Annotated in this window: 11 protein-coding genes; 1 reads left to right on the forward strand and 10 read right to left on the reverse strand. The window is 67.1% G+C overall.

The window, feature by feature from the left end; translation table 11 throughout:
• Nucleotides 1-43: 43 nt before the first annotated feature.
• From A3A5_RS0133270 to clsB, 6 genes are all read right to left on the reverse strand, one after another.
• A complete protein-coding gene (locus A3A5_RS0133270) occupies nt 44-2092 on the reverse strand; it encodes a LamG-like jellyroll fold domain-containing protein (RefSeq protein WP_018314769.1) in 2049 nt (682 codons plus the stop codon).
• Between the two features lie 394 nt (nt 2093-2486).
• The gene (locus A3A5_RS0133275; protein WP_026201384.1) at nt 2487-3686 is read right to left on the reverse strand and encodes an acetyl-CoA C-acyltransferase; all 1200 of its coding nucleotides are present in this window, start codon (nt 3684-3686) and stop codon (nt 2487-2489) included.
• A 21-nt stretch (nt 3687-3707) separates the two neighbouring features.
• Nucleotides 3708-6131, reverse strand: a complete 2424-nt coding sequence (locus A3A5_RS0133280) for a 3-hydroxyacyl-CoA dehydrogenase/enoyl-CoA hydratase family protein (RefSeq protein ID WP_018314771.1) — start codon at nt 6129-6131, stop codon at nt 3708-3710.
• Nucleotides 6132-6349: 218 nt separating this feature from the next.
• Nucleotides 6350-8137, reverse strand: coding sequence for an acyl-CoA dehydrogenase C-terminal domain-containing protein (locus A3A5_RS0133285; protein WP_018314772.1), 1788 nt, complete (start codon nt 8135-8137; stop codon nt 6350-6352).
• A 76-nt stretch (nt 8138-8213) separates the two neighbouring features.
• The gene (locus A3A5_RS0133290) at nt 8214-8804 is read right to left on the reverse strand and encodes a TetR/AcrR family transcriptional regulator (RefSeq protein ID WP_026201385.1); all 591 of its coding nucleotides are present in this window, start codon (nt 8802-8804) and stop codon (nt 8214-8216) included.
• Nucleotides 8805-9164: 360 nt separating this feature from the next.
• Nucleotides 9165-10559: a cardiolipin synthase ClsB gene (clsB, locus tag A3A5_RS0133295; RefSeq protein WP_018314774.1), complete on the reverse strand. Its 1395-nt coding sequence runs from the start codon at nt 10557-10559 to the stop codon at nt 9165-9167.
• Nucleotides 10560-10651: 92 nt separating this feature from the next.
• Between clsB and mobB the strand changes: the two genes are divergently transcribed.
• Nucleotides 10652-11167, forward strand: coding sequence for a molybdopterin-guanine dinucleotide biosynthesis protein B (mobB, locus tag A3A5_RS0133300; RefSeq protein WP_018314775.1), 516 nt, complete (start codon nt 10652-10654; stop codon nt 11165-11167).
• Nucleotides 11168-11169: 2 nt separating this feature from the next.
• Here mobB and A3A5_RS0133305 read toward each other — a convergent pair whose 3' ends face one another.
• From A3A5_RS0133305 to aspS, 4 genes are all read right to left on the reverse strand, one after another.
• Nucleotides 11170-11952: an endonuclease/exonuclease/phosphatase family protein gene (locus A3A5_RS0133305; protein WP_018314776.1), complete on the reverse strand. Its 783-nt coding sequence runs from the start codon at nt 11950-11952 to the stop codon at nt 11170-11172.
• Nucleotides 11949-12437 carry a dihydroneopterin triphosphate diphosphatase gene (nudB, locus tag A3A5_RS0133310; protein WP_018314777.1) on the reverse strand — a complete coding sequence of 163 codons (489 nt, stop codon included), beginning with the start codon at nt 12435-12437 and terminating at the stop codon, nt 11949-11951. The genes A3A5_RS0133305 and nudB overlap by 4 nt, the downstream gene beginning before the upstream one ends.
• Before the next feature lie 98 nt (nt 12438-12535).
• Nucleotides 12536-13447: a membrane protein gene (locus A3A5_RS0133315; RefSeq protein ID WP_018314778.1), complete on the reverse strand. Its 912-nt coding sequence runs from the start codon at nt 13445-13447 to the stop codon at nt 12536-12538.
• A 216-nt stretch (nt 13448-13663) separates the two neighbouring features.
• Nucleotides 13664-15472: an aspartate--tRNA ligase gene (gene aspS / locus A3A5_RS0133320; RefSeq protein ID WP_018314779.1), complete on the reverse strand. Its 1809-nt coding sequence runs from the start codon at nt 15470-15472 to the stop codon at nt 13664-13666.
• Nucleotides 15473-15475: the final 3 nt, after the last annotated feature.

Consider the following 15475-nt stretch of genomic DNA (forward strand, 5'->3'; position numbering starts at 1 on the left):
CGGTGAGGAACCCGTTCCATGGCGAAACGGGTTCCGGCCGGAGTTATGGATTCAGCGTGGACAGCGGCTGGCGTGCGCCGGTGATGGACTTCAGCTCGTCCAGCGACAGCACGCGCGTCCACATCGCCAGGTCGTTGAAGCCCATCACGCCCTTGAGCGAGCCGGGGTTGTTGCCCACGTAGTTGTGCGTGGCATCGTCGTTCACGCCCCAGCCGGTGCCGAGCCCGGCCAGCTTGGTCACGTCGGTGTTGGCGATCGCCTTGTTCTCGGTCTTCTGCACGCCCAGGACCGGATCGATGACATAGGCGCTGAAGCGCCTGGCTGCCGCATCGACCGACAGTGCCAGATAGGCCCACTGGTTGGCCGACACCTTCATGCCGTTGATGTCGTCGCGCTTGCCGCTGCCGCTGCCCAGGTTGAAGCGGATCTCGCAGCTGCCGAACAGCGCGACGGCGATGCCGGGGTTGGCGCCCGAGATGTAGTTCTTGTTGGACAGGATGGGCTCGCCGGTGCCGTTGCCCTGGGTGCAGTCGGTGCGGAGCCAGAAGCCGACGGTGAACTGCGGGCTTTGCGTGATATCGGCAGCGTTGTACGCCAGCTTGTAGCTGTCGACACGCGAGTCCAGCTGCAGCGACTGGCCGCTGAAGTTGTCGGCAGCCAGCGTGCCGCCGTCAGTGCCAGCTACCCACGGGCCGAGCGTGGCGGCGGTCTTCGCGTCGGCGAACGGCTTGCTGTCGAGGCTGAAGTACGTGGCCAGGCCATTGAGCAGCGTCGGCGCCAGCGTGACCGGCTTGACGTAGTGGATCTGCGCCAGGTACGACACCGGCACGTTATTGCGCACCAGCGTGTAGTTGAACTGGTACAGGCCCGTGGCCATGTTGAAGGCCTTGTCGGTGAACTGCCTCGCCTCAGGTCCCAGCGAGGCGATCTGCACGCCGTCGCGCAGCACGCGGGTGATGCCGAAGGCTTCGGTGGGGTTCTGCCAGCTCAGGGTGATGGCATCGTTGTACTGGCTGATGCTGGCGCCGATGGCTCGCACGCCTGCGGTGGCGGTGGTCAGCGCCGAACCGTCCAGCCGCGTGGTGGCTGGGTCGGGCGCCACGCCGGCATGGGCCAGCACGGTGGGGACGATATCGGCTTCGGTCGGCAGCGCGGACAGGTCCGCCGGGGTGTCCGGCGCTGCCGCGCCAGGTTTGGCCAGCGCGCCGTTGAGCGACTTGTTGGTGGCGAGGAAGGCGGTGCGGTTCTCTACCGTCGGCACCGTGGTGGTGGCGCCGGTAGCATCCAGGCCATGGCTGGTGGTGACTATCACCAGCCAGTCTTCGCCCGGCTGCCCCTGGCGGCGCGCGGCGACGGCGCCGAGCAGCTCGCCCAGCGCCTTGTCGATGCCGGCGAGGGCCGTGGCATAGGCGCCGTTGCCGAAGCCGCCGGCTTCTGCCGCCTGTGCCGGCGCGCTGTATTGCGCAAACACCACGCCATAGCCGGACTGCACCTGCCGCATGGCGTTCTGCGTGACGCAGCTGTCGACCCCGGCGCAGTCAACCAGCGTATCGAGCATGCCCGCTTCCTGCTCGGCCTTGAGCAGGCCAGGCAGCGTCCCCGAACTGGTGGATGCGCCTTGCTGGAGGCCGGGTTTGCCGGCCGCGCGCAGGTAGCGGAATACGGTAGGGGCCTGCAGTGCGGTGCTGCCGGTATCGTCTTCGATGCCGTGGCGGTTGGCCCAGGCGCCGGTCAGCACCGTGGCCCAGCTGGGCGCGTCCAGCGGCGGCTGCGCGGTGATGGTGCCAGGCATGCCGCCGGTGGCGGTGGGCACCAGGTTCAACTGGGCCAGGTTGGGCAGTTCATGGCGCAGGAGCGCGCCCTGCACCTGGGCATAGGTGGCGCCGTCCACGCCGACCAGCAGCACGCGCGGACCGCCGGCACCGGCTGGCGGCGGGGTCTTGATGGTGGTGTCGTTCGGTGCGGTTGTCGGCGCGGCGTCATCGCCGCCGCAGCCGGCCAGTGCTGCGGCCAGTGCGGCGATCACGGTGCCGGCCAGCACACGGCAGCGCGCCATCCCCGCCAGCTTGCCCGGCGCAAGGTTCCCTGCCATCTTTCATTCCCCTGTTCATCTGCGTTGTTGTGCGCCGGCGGCAGGTGCCGCGTGGCGGATTGCGTTTGCCGCAATGCGCTCGCAGAGTAAGAACCGGGGTTGTCACCGTGGTGACAGCGGGGCAAAGAATGCTGATGGGGCTATTCGGATTCTTGAGGTGAGGGTGGCGCCAGCGTCCTAAGAAGCCGTTTCAGAATGAAAAAGGGGACGCGTTCAAGCCAGGCGCGGCGCAGGCTAGGCGCGGGCCGCCGGCCTTGGTCATTCCAAGGTCAAGGCCCGTAACGACGCATGCGCCGCGCCTGGCTTGAACCCGAAGGGAAGGCTGCTGCCGGTACTGCTTTCTTCACCTGACAGAAGGGCGGGACAGTTCCGAGGAACCGTCCCGCAGGCGCGTTCAGACGCGCTCGAAGATACCTGCTGCGCCCATGCCCGTGCCAACGCACATGGTCACCATGCCGTACTTCAGGTTGTGGCGGCGCAGCGCGTGCACCACCGTGGCCGAACGGATCGCACCGGTGGCACCCAGCGGGTGGCCCAGCGCAATCGCGCCGCCCATGCGGTTGACCTTGGCCGGATCCAGTTGCAGGTCGCGCATCACTGCCAGCGACTGCGCGGCAAAGGCTTCGTTCAGTTCGATCCAGTCGAGCTGGTCCTGGGTCAGCCCCGCGGCCTTCAGCGCCGCCGGAATCGCTTCCTTGGGGCCGATGCCCATGATCTCGGGCGGCACGCCGCGCACCGCGAACGAGACGAAGCGCGCCAGCGGCACCAGGTTGAACTGCTTGAGGATCTTTTCCGAAACCAGGATCAGCGCGCCGGCGCCGTCGGAGGTCTGCGAGCTGTTGCCGGCGGTGACGCTGCCCTTGCTGGCAAACACCGGGCGCAGCTTGCCCAGGCCTTCCAGCGAGGTCTCCGGGCGCGGGCCTTCATCCAGCGAGATCGTGCGCGTCTTCACGTTCACCTGGCCGCTGGCGAGGTCGGGGAAGCGCTCAACGACCTCGATCGGCGTGATCTCGTCCTTGAACTCGCCGGCCTGCTGCGCGGTGATGGCCTTCTGGTGCGAGGCCAGCGAGAACGCATCCTGGTCCTCGCGGCTGACCTGCCATTGCTGCGCCACCTTCTCGGCAGTCAGGCCCATGCCATAGGCGATGCCCACGTTCTCGTCGCGGGTGAAGATCTCCGGCGACATCGATGGCGAGTTGCCCATCATCGGCACCATGCTCATCGATTCCACGCCGGCGGCGATCATCACGTCGGACTCGCCCACGCGGATGCGGTCGGCCGCCATCGCCACCGCGCTCACGCCCGAGGCACAGAAGCGGTTGACGGTAATGCCGCCCACGGTATTGGGCAGGCCCGACAGCAGCGCGCCGATGCGCGCCACGTTCAGGCCCTGCTGCGCTTCAGGAATCGCGCAGCCGACGATGGCGTCTTCGATCAGCTTCGGGTCCAGGTTCGGCACCTGCGCCACGGCAGCCTTCAGGATGGTGGCCAGCAGGTCGTCGGGACGCGTGTTCTTGAACGCGCCCTTCGGGGCCTTGCCGATCGGCGAGCGGGTGGCCGCAACGATATATGCGTCTTGCAATTGTTTCATGATGTCGGTTCCTCGCTTGCCCTGTTAGTTACGCACCGGCTTGCCGGTCTGCAGCATGCCCATGATGCGCTCCTGCGTCTTGCCGGTGCCGAGCAGATCGACAAAGGCCTTGCGCTCCAGCGCCAGCAGCCAGTCCTCGCTCACCAGCGAACCGGCCTCGACGTCGCCGCCGCACACGGCTTCTGCAATGCGCGAAGCGATCAGGAAATCGTGCGCCGAGATAAAGCCGCCGTCGCGCATATTGACCAGCGATGCCTTGATGGTGGCGATGCCGGAGCGGCCGGCCACCGGGACCAGCGTCGGCAGCGGCGCGCGGTAGCCGGCACTGGCCAGCGCGCGCACTTCGTTCCGCGCCACGTACAGCAGCTCATGCACGTTGAAGACGATCCTGTCGGACGGCTGCAGGTAGCCCATCTGGCGCGCTTCCAGCGCCGAGGCCGAGACCTTGGCCATGGCCGCGCTCTGGAAGCGGCTGGTCAGGAACTGCAGGTAGTTGGTACTTCCGGCGGCCTGTGCCGCGCGTGCGGCCGCCAGCGCGGCTTCCTTCAGGCCGCCGCCGGCCGGCACCAGGCCCACGCCCACTTCAACCAGGCCGATATACGTTTCCAGCGCAGCCACGCGCGCAGCCGAATGCAGCATCAGCTCGCAGCCGCCGCCCAGTGCAATGCCGGACGCCGCGGACACCACCGGCACCGAGGCGTACTTCACGCGCATCATGCCGTCCTGGAACTTCTTCACGAATGGCTCGATGCCCTTGGCGCCACCCATCATGAACGCGGGCATGGCCGCTTCAAGGTTGGCGCCGGCAGAGAACGGGCCACCCGGGGCGCCCAGCTGCAGCGAGGTCGGCTGCCACACCACCAGGCCCTTGTAACCGGCTTCGGCCAGGTCGATGGCGCGGGTCAGGCCGTCGATCACGTCCGGCCCGATGGTGTTCATCTTGCTCTTGAACGAAACCACCAGCACGTCGTCCTGGCCTTCGCTCACCCAGATGCGCACGGCGTCGTTCTCTTCGACGGTGCGGCCCGCCTTGCGCGGATCGGCCGCGGCAGTGCCCTTGATCGCGGCACGGAATGCCTGGCGCTGGTACACCGGCAGCGTGCTGCGCGCGACGAACGACTGCGCCGCCGGCGACCACGAACCAGCGGCGGCATGCACGCCCTGGTTCTCTGCCACCGGGCCCTCGAATACCCATGCCGGCAGCGGCGCGGCCGACAGCGCCTTGCCGGCTTCCACGTCTTCCTTCACCCACTCGGCCACCTGCTTCCAGCCGGCCGACTGCCAGTCTTCGAACGGACCCGAGTTCCAGCCGAAGCCCCAGCGGATCGCCAGGTCGATATCGGCGGCGGAACCGGCGATCTGCTCCAGGTACACAGCGATATAGTGGAACACGTCGCGGAACACTGCCCACAGGAACTGCGCCTGCGGGTTGGTCGACTCGCGCAGCAGCTTGATGCGCTCGGCCGCATCCTTCTTCAGCATGCGCACCACGATCTCGTCGGCCTTCTTGCCGGCATCGACATACTGGCCGGTCCTGGCGTCGAGCACCTTGATGGCCTTGCCTTCCTTCTTGTAGAAGCCCGCGCCGGTCTTCTGGCCCAGCGCGCCCGCATCGACCAGGCCCTTGAGCACGGCCGGGGTCTTGTACACCGGTGCGAACGGATCGTCGTGCAGGGTGTCCTGCATGGTCTTGATCACGTGCGCCATGGTGTCCAGGCCGACCACGTCCGCGGTGCGGAACGTGGCGGACTTGGCGCGGCCCAGCTTGGAGCCGGTCAGGTCATCGACCACGTCGAACGGGATGCCGAACTTCTCGGCTTCGGCAAACACGGCCAGGATCGAGAAGATGCCGACGCGGTTGGCGATGAAGTTGGGCGTGTCCTTGGCGCGCACCACGCCCTTGCCGAGCGTGGTGGTCAGGAAGGCTTCGAGCTGGTCCAGGATCTGCGGCTGCGTGGTCGCGGTCGGGATCAGCTCGACCAGGTGCATGTAGCGCGGCGGGTTGAAGAAGTGCACGCCGCAGAAGCGCGACTTCAGGTCCGCATCAAACCCGTCGGACAGCGCGGTGATCGACAGGCCCGAGGTGTTGGTCGCGAAGATCGCGTGCGAGGCCAGGTGCGACGCGACCTTCTGGTACAGGTCGTGCTTCCAGTCCATGCGCTCGGCGATCGCCTCGATCACCAGGTCGCATTCCTTGAGCAGCGCGATGTCGTCCTCGTAGTTGGCCGCCTGGATCAGGCCGGCCTCTTCCTTGATGCCCAGCGGCGCGGGCGAGAGCTTCTTCAGGTTCTCGATGGCGCGCAGCGCGATGCCGTTCTTGGGGCCTTCCCTGGCAGGCAGGTCGAACAGCACCACGGGCACGCGCGCATTGATCAGGTGGGCGGCAATCTGCGCCCCCATGACGCCGGCACCCAGCACGGCGACTTTCTTGACGATGAAATTGGACATGCTCGCTCCTGGATTAGTGAGCGTTGAGGTAAGAGTCAGGGCACGCTTCCAATGCTTGCGGTGTGCTCCCCTCTCTCATTTATGGAGAGGGGTTGGGGGAGAGGGCTGGAGCTTCCATGAGCGATTGCGCATAACGACCTCCCGCCCTCTCCCCCGGCCCCTCTCCCGCTAGCGGGAGAGGGGAGCAAACCAGCGGCAAAGGAAGCCGCCCCGGCAAATCAGAACAGGTCTGCGTCCAGCGCCATCAGCGTGGCCGAACCGGCGCGCGCCTTGCGGATCTCTGCGGCGGTTTCCGGCAGCAGCCTGGCAAAGTAGAAGCGTGCCGTGGCCAGCTTGGCGGTGCAGAACTTGTCGCCGCTCGCTTCCTTCTCCAGCGCGATCTTGGCCATGCGGGCCCAGAAGTACGAGAACACCAGGTGGCCCACCACGCGCAGGTACGGCACCGCGGCGGCGCCCACCTCGTCGGCATTGCCCATCGCCTTCATGCCGATTTCCATGGTCAGCTTCTGCACCTTGTCGCCAATGTCGGCCAGCGGGTTGATGAACTCCTGCATGGCTTCGTTGGTGCCTTCGGCTTCAACGAAGCCATGCACGATCTTGCCGAAGGCCTTCATCCGGGCGCCCATGTCGCCCAGGATCTTGCGGCCCAGCAGGTCCAGTGCCTGGATGGTGTTGGTGCCTTCGTAGATCATGTTGATGCGCGCATCGCGCACATACTGCTCCATGCCCCACTCGGCGATGTAGCCGTGGCCGCCGAACACCTGCATGCCCTCGTTGGTGGACGTGAAAGCGTTGTCGGTCAGGAAGGCCTTGATCACCGGCGTGAGCAGCGCGACCAGGTCGCCGGCCTGCTTGCGCACGGCTTCGTCAGGATGCGACAGCTCGCGGTCGATCTGCAGCGCGGTCCAGTAGCTGAAGGCGCGGCCGCCTTCGACATAGGCCTTCTGCGTCAGCAGCATGCGGCGCACGTCCGGATGCACGATGATCGGGTCGGCGGGCTTGTCCGGCGCCTTCGGGCCGGTCAGCGCGCGCATCTGCAGGCGGTCCTTGGCGTAGGCCAGCGAGTTCTGGTACGCAACTTCGGTCAGGCCCAGGCCCTGCGCGCCCACGCCCAGGCGGGCGGCGTTCATCATCACGAACATGGCGTTCAGGCCCTTGTTGGGCTCGCCCACCATCCAGCCGCGCGCGCCATCCAGGTTCATTACGCAGGTGGCGTTGCCGTGGATGCCCATCTTGTGCTCGATCGAGCCGCACTTGATGCCGTTGCGTTCGCCCGGGTTGCCGTTGGCATCGGGGATGAACTTGGGCACCACGAACAGCGAGATGCCCTTGGTGCCGCCCGGCGCGTCCGGCAGGCGCGCCAGCACCAGGTGGATGATGTTCTCGGCCATGTCGTGCTCGCCGGCCGAGATGAAGATCTTGGTGCCCGAGATCAGGTACGAACCGTCAGCCTGCGGCTCTGCCCTGGAACGCAGGATGCCGAGGTCGGTGCCGCAGTGCGGCTCGGTCAGGCACATGGTGCCGGTCCACACGCCGGAGACCAGCTTGGGCAGGTAGGTCTGCTGCAGTTCGGGCGTGCCGTGCGCGTGAAGCGCTTCGTACGCGCCGTGCGACAGGCCCGGGTACATGGTCCAGGCCTGGCCGGCCGAGTTCAGCATCTCGTAGACCACATTGTTGATCACGATCGGCAAGCCCTGGCCGCCGAATTCGGGATCGCACGCCAGCGCCGGCCACCCGGCTTCGACGTACTGCTGGTAGGCTTCCTTGAAGCCGGTGGGGGCCTTCACCACGCCGTCGCCGACGTAGGTGCAGCCTTCGCGGTCGCCCACCTGGTTGAGCGGGAACACGACGTCCGAGCAGAACTTGCCGGCTTCCTCGATGACCTGGTTGATGGTGTCCGCGTCGATGTCCGCGTGCGGCGGCATCGCCTTGAGTTCGGCTTCGGCGCCGAGCAGTTCATGGAGCACGAACTGCATGTCGCGCAACGGTGCGGTGTACTGGCCCATCTGAGACTCCTTGGAGTTATGCGATGCCGCCACGCCGCCCGTCCCGCTTGCGCGATACGGTCCGACCGGGGCGGCCTCAGGTACGGTAAGACTGAATCAGCTTGTTGAGCGCGACCATGGCAAGCTCGGCACTGTCAGGCAGGCGCAGGAAACGGGCGTCATGATGCAAGCCTAGTTCAAGGCTGTACATCTCGAACAGCATCAGGCGCGGATCGCAGTCCGCGCGCAGATGCCCTTCCTCCCGCGCCTGGTTGATGGCGCGCGTGAGCGCTGCCCGCCAGATGGTGACGCTCTTGACCAGCTCGTCACGCACCAGGCTGCCGGCACGGTCGTCGTACTCCACGGCGCCGCTGATGTAGATGCATCCAGTCGTCACTTCCTGGATGCGCTTCTCCATCCAGCGCCGCACCATCGACCATAGCCGGGGCAGGCCGCGCGGCTCCTGCAGCGAGGGATAGAAAACCTCCTGCTCGAACCGGCGGTGATACTCCCGCACCACTTCCACCTGCAGGTCTTCCCGCGAACCGAAATGCGCGAAGACACCGCTCTTGCTCATCTGCATGCGTTCCGCGAGCAGGCCGATGGTCAGACCTTCAAGCCCGTCGCGGGACGACAATTCCAGTGCGGCATCCAGAATTGCCACGCGCGTCATTTCACCCTTGCGCATTGGCGCGGGGGAGGCGGCGGCGGATTCGAGACGGGCTGACTGGTGTCGCATGTTTTTTCTCCGTTCTGCGGGGCCCTGCTGCGGCCCCGCGTATGACCCTGACGTTGCATTCTTTGCTTGCGGCCGACCGGCGGAATTGCCGGTGCATACCGCGAATGCACGCAGTCTAAGCCAAAAAAGAACGGTCGTTCAGATTATTCTGGCGCAGCAGCCGACCATCAAGCTTTTAATTAGACCGCTGTTTCTAAACGGACTGCAATGCAGCATGTCCTTCATGTCGGTCATGGCTTGCGCGGCAACCGTTTGCTGCCAGCGCCCTGCCGCATGGCAGCAAACGCACAGCGCGCTCGCCGCTACTGTTCAGTAGCGCCCTGTGACACCAGCAATGATGACACCCAGGCGCAGCAGCATATAGGCCGCCCAGTTGGCCAGCCGGTGCAGCGGCGAGCGGCGAGCATGCACCTCCGGCATCACGCGCACGCTGCGATGCGCAATGGCGTATTCCAGTGCGGTACGCAGTTCAGCGGCGAAGGCCGCATCATAAACGGCGACGTTGGCTTCGCGCGCAAGCAGCAGGCTGAACGGGTCCATATTGCTCGACCCGACTGTGGCCCAGGCCTCGTCCACCACACCCACCTTGGCGTGCAGGAAGCTCTCGGCATACTCGTAGATCTCGACGCCGGCCTCCAGCAGCGAGGCGTACAGCGCATGGGTGGCGTAGTGCTGCAGCCGGTATTCGACCCGGCCCTGCAGCAGCAGCCGCACACGCACGCCGCGCGCGCGGCAGGCCAGCAGCGCGCGCCGCATCTTGTGCCCAGGCAGGAAGTAGGCGTTGGCAAGGATCACGTCGTGGCGCGCGGCACCCAGCGCGCGCAGGTATTCGCGCTCGATGGTGCGGCGGTTGCGCAGGTTGTCGCGCAGCAGCAGCGCGGCGCGTACGCCGCCCGCGGCTTCCGGGCGCGGCGGCAGGTCGGTGACCAGCGGGTAGTCGGCCACCGCGGCGGCGCGTTCGGTGCCGTGCATATCGCGCAGCGACAACCGCCACCAGAGCCGCTCGGCGGACAGCGCAATGCCGTCCACCAGCGGGCCGCTGACCTGCACCGCGAAGTCATAGCGCGGCCCCAGGTTGGCACCATCGAACGGGCCGTGGTTGTGGTCGTCGATGATATTGATGCCGCCGACGAAGGCCACGCGCCGGTCGATCACCGCCAGCTTGCGGTGCAGCCGGCGCAGGTGGCGCCGCGCCAGCCGGAAGCCGCGCAGCATGCGGAAGACGCGCAGTTGCACGCCGCCGGCGCGCAGCCGCGCGGCCAGCTCGACGGGCATGTCGCCGGCGCCGAATCCGTCCACCGTCACGCGCACCACCACGCCGCGCGCGGCGGCGCGGATCAGCGCGTCGCTGACTGCGCGGCCGATCTTGTCATCGGCATAGATGTAGGTTTCCAGCATCACCTGGAACGCGGCCTGGTCGATGGCGGCGATCAGCGCGGGGAAGAAGTCCTGGCCGCCGTGCAGCAGCCGCACCGCATTGCCGGTGGTGGGCTTGCCGCGGCGCCAGGTCCAGCGCAGCATGCGGCGGCGCGGCGCGTGGTCGTCGGCCGCGGCCGGGCCGTGCGCGCGGGCGTCGGCGTGCGCGGCCTGGCCTGCCGCGCGGTCCGCCGGGACCTCGGCGCCGTCGGCATGAGCGGAGTGGGATATCCGTGACATGCCGTGATTATCGGACAGATTGCCTGGCGCAAGGCGCCGCGCGCACATTGGTGGGCGCATCTCTGCTATCGTCGATGCTGATGCTTGCCTGCGCAGCCTGCGACAGGCAATCGACTACTGACGCCCCCACGGAACCCATTGTGAAGGTATTCGGCATTACCGGGTCGTCCGGCAGCGGCAAGACCACGCTGCTGGACCAGCTCATCCCCTGTTTCGTCGCCGCCGGCCTGCGCGTGGCCGGCGTCAAGCACACCCACCACGGCTTTGACCCCGACACGCCCGGCAAGGACTCGTGGCGCATGCGCGAGGCCGGCTGCGCCAATGTCGTGCTGGTCGGTGCGCGCCACCTGACGCTGATGCGCCACTATCCGGAGGCGGTGCCCTCGCCTGAGCTGGACGACGCGCTCGCCGTGCTGCCGCCCGGCACCGACCTGGTGCTGGTGGAGGGCTACAAGCGCAGTGATTTTCCCAAGCTGGAGGTATATCGCCCGGCACTGGGGCGCGCGCCGCTGTGGGACGAGGTGCCGGGCGTGGTGGCGGTGGCAAGCGACGACCCTGCCGCAGTGGCCGCCATGACCGCGCTGCCGGTGCTGGACCTGAACGACCCGCAGGCGGTATTCGCTTTCATCCGCGACTATGCGGCCAGCGTGCGCTGAATTCAGGCGGCCTTGCCGGCGGGCTCCGCGCGCATGGCCAATTCGCCCTGCGGATGTCCCAGTTCCGCCACCAGCGGCACGTGATCCGAGCGCTGCGCCCAGTCGCGGCCGGTCAGCGCATGCGCGCGCTCGATCTCATAGCCGCGCACATAGATGCGGTCGAGCTGCCACCACGGCATATGGCTGGGGAAGGTATGCAGACGCGCACCACGCGCGTGCGAGGCCTCGACCGCGCCCAGCGTATTGCAGATCTGCGCATCGAGCCGGTGGTTCCAGTCGTTGAAGTCGCCGGCGATCACCAGCGGCATGCCGGCCGGGACCACGTTGCGCACGCGCTCCACCAGGGCCTCGGCCTGGCGCGCGCGGCTGCGCGCGAACAGGCCGAAATGCACGCAGATCAGGTGGGTTTCCACCCCGTGCACATCCGCCACCGCATGCAGCAGCCCACGCTGTTCGAAGCGGTGGTCGGATATATCCAGGTTTTCGGACATCAGGATCGGGTGGCGCGACAGGATCGCGTTGCCGTGATGGCCGTAGTCATAGACCGCGTTGCGTCCGTAGACCGAGTGCGGATAGGCGTCAGTGGCCAGGTAGTTGAGCTGCGTATGCTCCGGATCGAACAGCGCCGCAGCCACCAGCCGGTCGTTGCGGTCCTGCACTTCCTGCAGGAAGACGATGTCCGCATCCATCGCATGCAGGCCGGCGCGCACGTTCTGGATGCGCGGGCGCCGCGAGATGCCGGTCACTCCCTTGTGGATGTTGTAGGTGACCACGCGCAGCTTCATGGCTGCGCTCCGTACACCGCCTGGCGCTCGCCGGCGCCGGGGCCGGCCGCGCGCCAGGCCAGCTGGCGGATGGCCTCGGCATTGCTGCTGGAAAAGCACTGCTGCGCTGCCTGCTCCCACGGCAGCCACTTGTATTGCAGGTGTTCGCGTGGCGCCAGCATCACTGGCAGCGCCTCCGACACGCGCAGCCCGAACCAGTGCTCGGTATTGCGCGTGACGCCTTCGGCGTAGCGGTGGCGCCACTGCGGGTAGATCTCGTACTGGATGGTGTGGCCCCAGTCGGCCAGCTGGTGCTCGCCGGCGATGATGCCGGTTTCCTCGGCCACTTCACGCGCGGCGGTCAGGGCCAGGGGTTCGTCCAGGGTGTCGAGGCTGCCGGTCACGGACTGCCAGAACCCCGGGCGATCGGCGCGTTCCAGCAGCAAGACTTGAAGATCTGGCGTGTACATCACCACCAGCACGGATTCCGGGATCTTGTAGGACATGGGTCTGGGCGAAAGGACAAACCCAAGGATAGCGCAGCCGCGCCACGTTGCCACGCGAAAGCGTCGCGGCGCCCGCCCGAGGCGACCGTCGGCGGTCTTCAGGCGGCGCTGCGCGCGCCATGCGTGGCATGGGGTGCCAGGTACGGCTCGTCGGCGGCGGTGCGCTGCCAGGTGTCGAACACCTGGGGCGAATCGCCATGGCCCCACGCGGCACGCAGCTGGTCCATCAGCGGCGCCAGCGCCTGGCGGTAGCGCTTGGACGCGCCATGTGCGTGCGTGGCCAGGGCGTCGGCGCGGTGCCGGACCTCGCCCTGCAGCCTTGTGCGCTCCAGCGCAATTTCCTTCTCGCGCTGCCCCAGCGCGTTGTACTTCTGGATCAGGAAGCGCTGGTAGTCGCCGCCATCCATGCCCTGCGCCGCCTGCGCGTTGACCTGCTCGAAACGCAGCACGATGCTGCCGGTTTCCTGCTCGATATGGGCAACTTCGGCGTCCAGGGCCTGCAGCGCCTCCTGCACGCGCTGGGCATCGCGGCGCAACGCCTGCACCTGCGCGGCCTCGTCCTCGAACACGCGCTGCGCATCCAGGTAGGCCTGCACCACCGGCTGCGGCGCCACCACCAGCAGCGGGTCGGCGCCGTCGGCGCGCTGGCCGGCCAGCAAGGCGTCGTCGGCCAGGCGCAAGTTGCCGAGCTCGTCCAGCCAGCGCCCGCGCGTCATGACCACGCCGACGGTATCCAGCGCCAGCCGGCGCAACGCTTCGGCGCGCTGCATTTCCACCGGCTCAGCCGCGGCGGCGGGCGCGGCCGACTGCACCGCATGGGCGATGTCGGGCACGCAGGCCGCCACGGTGGTGGCCACCGATTCAGACATGGCCTGCGCCGAGCGGCGCACGGCTCGGCGCAGCTCGAAGCGCGCCAGCAGCATCATCAGCAGCCCGGCCACCAGCCAGGTCAGGATGGTTTGGTCATGGGCCAGCAGGAACTGGCGGATCAGGTCGATATCCAGGGTCACGAATTTCCTCCCGAGTGCCGGAAGCCTTCATTGCGAGGCCCCTCGGCAAATTACGTGTCAAAGAGAGCAGACCCCGCGGCAGCGCCCTTCGTTCCGACCAGTAACAAATCGAAACCAATGCGCCGTGCGCCTCACAGCGCAGACAGGCGACCCGACGTTGCGCAAAAAGCAAAAAAGCCGCGCAATGGCGCGGCTTCCTTGCGGGCTTCAGGCAACTCAGGCCGTCGGCTTGGGCTCGGCGGCGCGCAGTCGGATATGCAGCTCGCGCAGCTGCTTTTCATCGACCGAGCTCGGGGCCTGGGTCAGCAGGTCCTGGGCGCGCTGGGTCTTCGGGAAGGCGATCACGTCGCGGATCGAGTCGGCGCCTGCCATCATCGTGACGATGCGGTCCAGGCCGAAGGCCAGGCCGCCGTGCGGAGGCGCGCCGTACTGCAGCGCGTCCAGCAGGTAGCCGAACTTGGCACGGGCTTCCTCGTCGTTGATGTTGAGCGCGCGGAACACCTTGCTCTGGATGTCCGAACGGAAGATCCGCACCGAGCCGCCGCCCATTTCCCAGCCGTTCAGCACCATGTCGTAGGCCTTGGCCAGGCACTTGCCCGGGTCGGTCTCCAGGTATTCCAGGTGCTCGTCCTTGGGGCTGGTGAACGGGTGGTGCATGGCCACCCAGCGCGCGTCTTCCTCGTCGTACTCGAACATCGGGAAGTCGACCACCCACAGCGGCTTCCAGGTGTCTTCGAACAGGCCGTTGGCCTTGCCGAAGTCAGAGTGGCCGACCTTCAGGCGCAGCGCGCCGATCGAGTCGTTGACCACCTTGGCCTTGTCCGCGCCGAAGAAGATGATGTCGCCGTCCTGGGCACCGGTGCGCTTCAGGATCTCGGCAATGGCGGCGTCGTGCAGGTTCTTGACGACCGGCGACTGCAGGCCGTCGCGGCCCTTGGCCACTTCGTTGACCTTGATCCAGGCCAGGCCCTTGGCGCCGTAGATGCCGACGAACTGGGTGTAGGCGTCGATCTCGCCGCGCGAGATCGCACCGCCGCCCGGCACGCGCAGGCCGACCACGCGGCCGTTGTCGCTGTTGGCGGGTCCAGAGAACACCTTGAAGTCGACGTCCTTCATCACCTCGGTCAGCTCGGTGAATTCCAGCTTGACGCGCAGGTCAGGCTTGTCCGAGCCGAAGCGGGCCATGGCCTCGCGGAACTCCATCACCGGGAACCTGGCGTCCAGGTCGACGTCGATGGCGTTCTTGAACACCGTGCGCATCATGTCCTCGAACAGGTCGCGGATCTCCTGCTCGGTCAGGAACGAGGTCTCGCAGTCGATCTGCGTAAATTCCGGCTGGCGGTCGGCGCGCAGGTCTTCGTCGCGGAAGCACTTGGTGATCTGGTAGTAGCGGTCGAAGCCCGACACCATCAGCATCTGCTTGAAGATCTGCGGCGATTGCGGCAGCGCGAAGAAGTGGCCCGGATTCACCCGCGACGGCACCAGGTAGTCGCGCGCGCCTTCGGGCGTGCTCTTGCCCAGCATCGGGGTCTCGATGTCGATAAAGCCCTGCGCGTCGAGGAACTTGCGCACTTCCATCGCCACCTTGTAGCGCAGGCGCAGGTTGTACTGCATCTGCGGGCGGCGCAGGTCCAGCACGCGGTGCGTCAGGCGCGTGGTTTCCGACAGGTTGTCGTCGTCGAGCTGGAACGGGGGCGTGACCGACGGGTTCAGCACGGTCAGCTCATGGCACAGCACCTCGATCTTGCCCGAGGTCAGGTTGGCGTTCTCGGTGCCGGCCGGGCGCGCACGGACCTTGCCGGTGACGCGGATGCAGAACTCATTGCGGATCTCTTCGGCGGCCTTGAACATCTCGGGGCGGTCCGGGTCGCACACCACCTGCACCAGGCCTTCGCGGTCGCGCAGGTCGATGAAGATCACGCCGCCATGGTCGCGGCGGCGCTGGACCCAGCCGGTCAGGGCCACTTCCTGGCCCGAGAATTGTTCGGTCACCAGACCGCAGTAGTGAGTACGCATGGAGGACATTAA

The sequence above is a fragment of the Cupriavidus sp. UYPR2.512 genome (assembly GCF_000379565.1).
Classification (GTDB): domain Bacteria; phylum Pseudomonadota; class Gammaproteobacteria; order Burkholderiales; family Burkholderiaceae; genus Cupriavidus.

What these genes read in the sequence shown, in the direction of transcription:
- A3A5_RS0133270 (WP_018314769.1), bottom strand. Translation starts at nt 2,092, where the DNA reads ATGGCAGGGAACCTTGCGCCGGGCAAGCTGGCGGGGATGGCGCGCTGC.
- A3A5_RS0133280 (WP_018314771.1), bottom strand. Translation starts at nt 6,131, where the DNA reads ATGTCCAATTTCATCGTCAAGAAAGTCGCCGTGCTGGGTGCCGGCGTC.
- A3A5_RS0133285 (WP_018314772.1), bottom strand. Translation starts at nt 8,137, where the DNA reads ATGGGCCAGTACACCGCACCGTTGCGCGACATGCAGTTCGTGCTCCAT.
- A3A5_RS0133290 (WP_026201385.1), bottom strand. Translation starts at nt 8,804, where the DNA reads ATGCGCAAGGGTGAAATGACGCGCGTGGCAATTCTGGATGCCGCACTG.
- clsB (WP_018314774.1), bottom strand. Translation starts at nt 10,559, where the DNA reads ATGTGCGCGCGGCGCCTTGCGCCAGGCAATCTGTCCGATAATCACGGC.
- A3A5_RS0133305 (WP_018314776.1), bottom strand. Translation starts at nt 11,952, where the DNA reads ATGAAGCTGCGCGTGGTCACCTACAACATCCACAAGGGAGTGACCGGC.
- nudB (WP_018314777.1), bottom strand. Translation starts at nt 12,437, where the DNA reads ATGTCCTACAAGATCCCGGAATCCGTGCTGGTGGTGATGTACACGCCA.
- aspS (WP_018314779.1), bottom strand. Translation starts at nt 15,472, where the DNA reads ATGTCCTCCATGCGTACTCACTACTGCGGTCTGGTGACCGAACAATTC.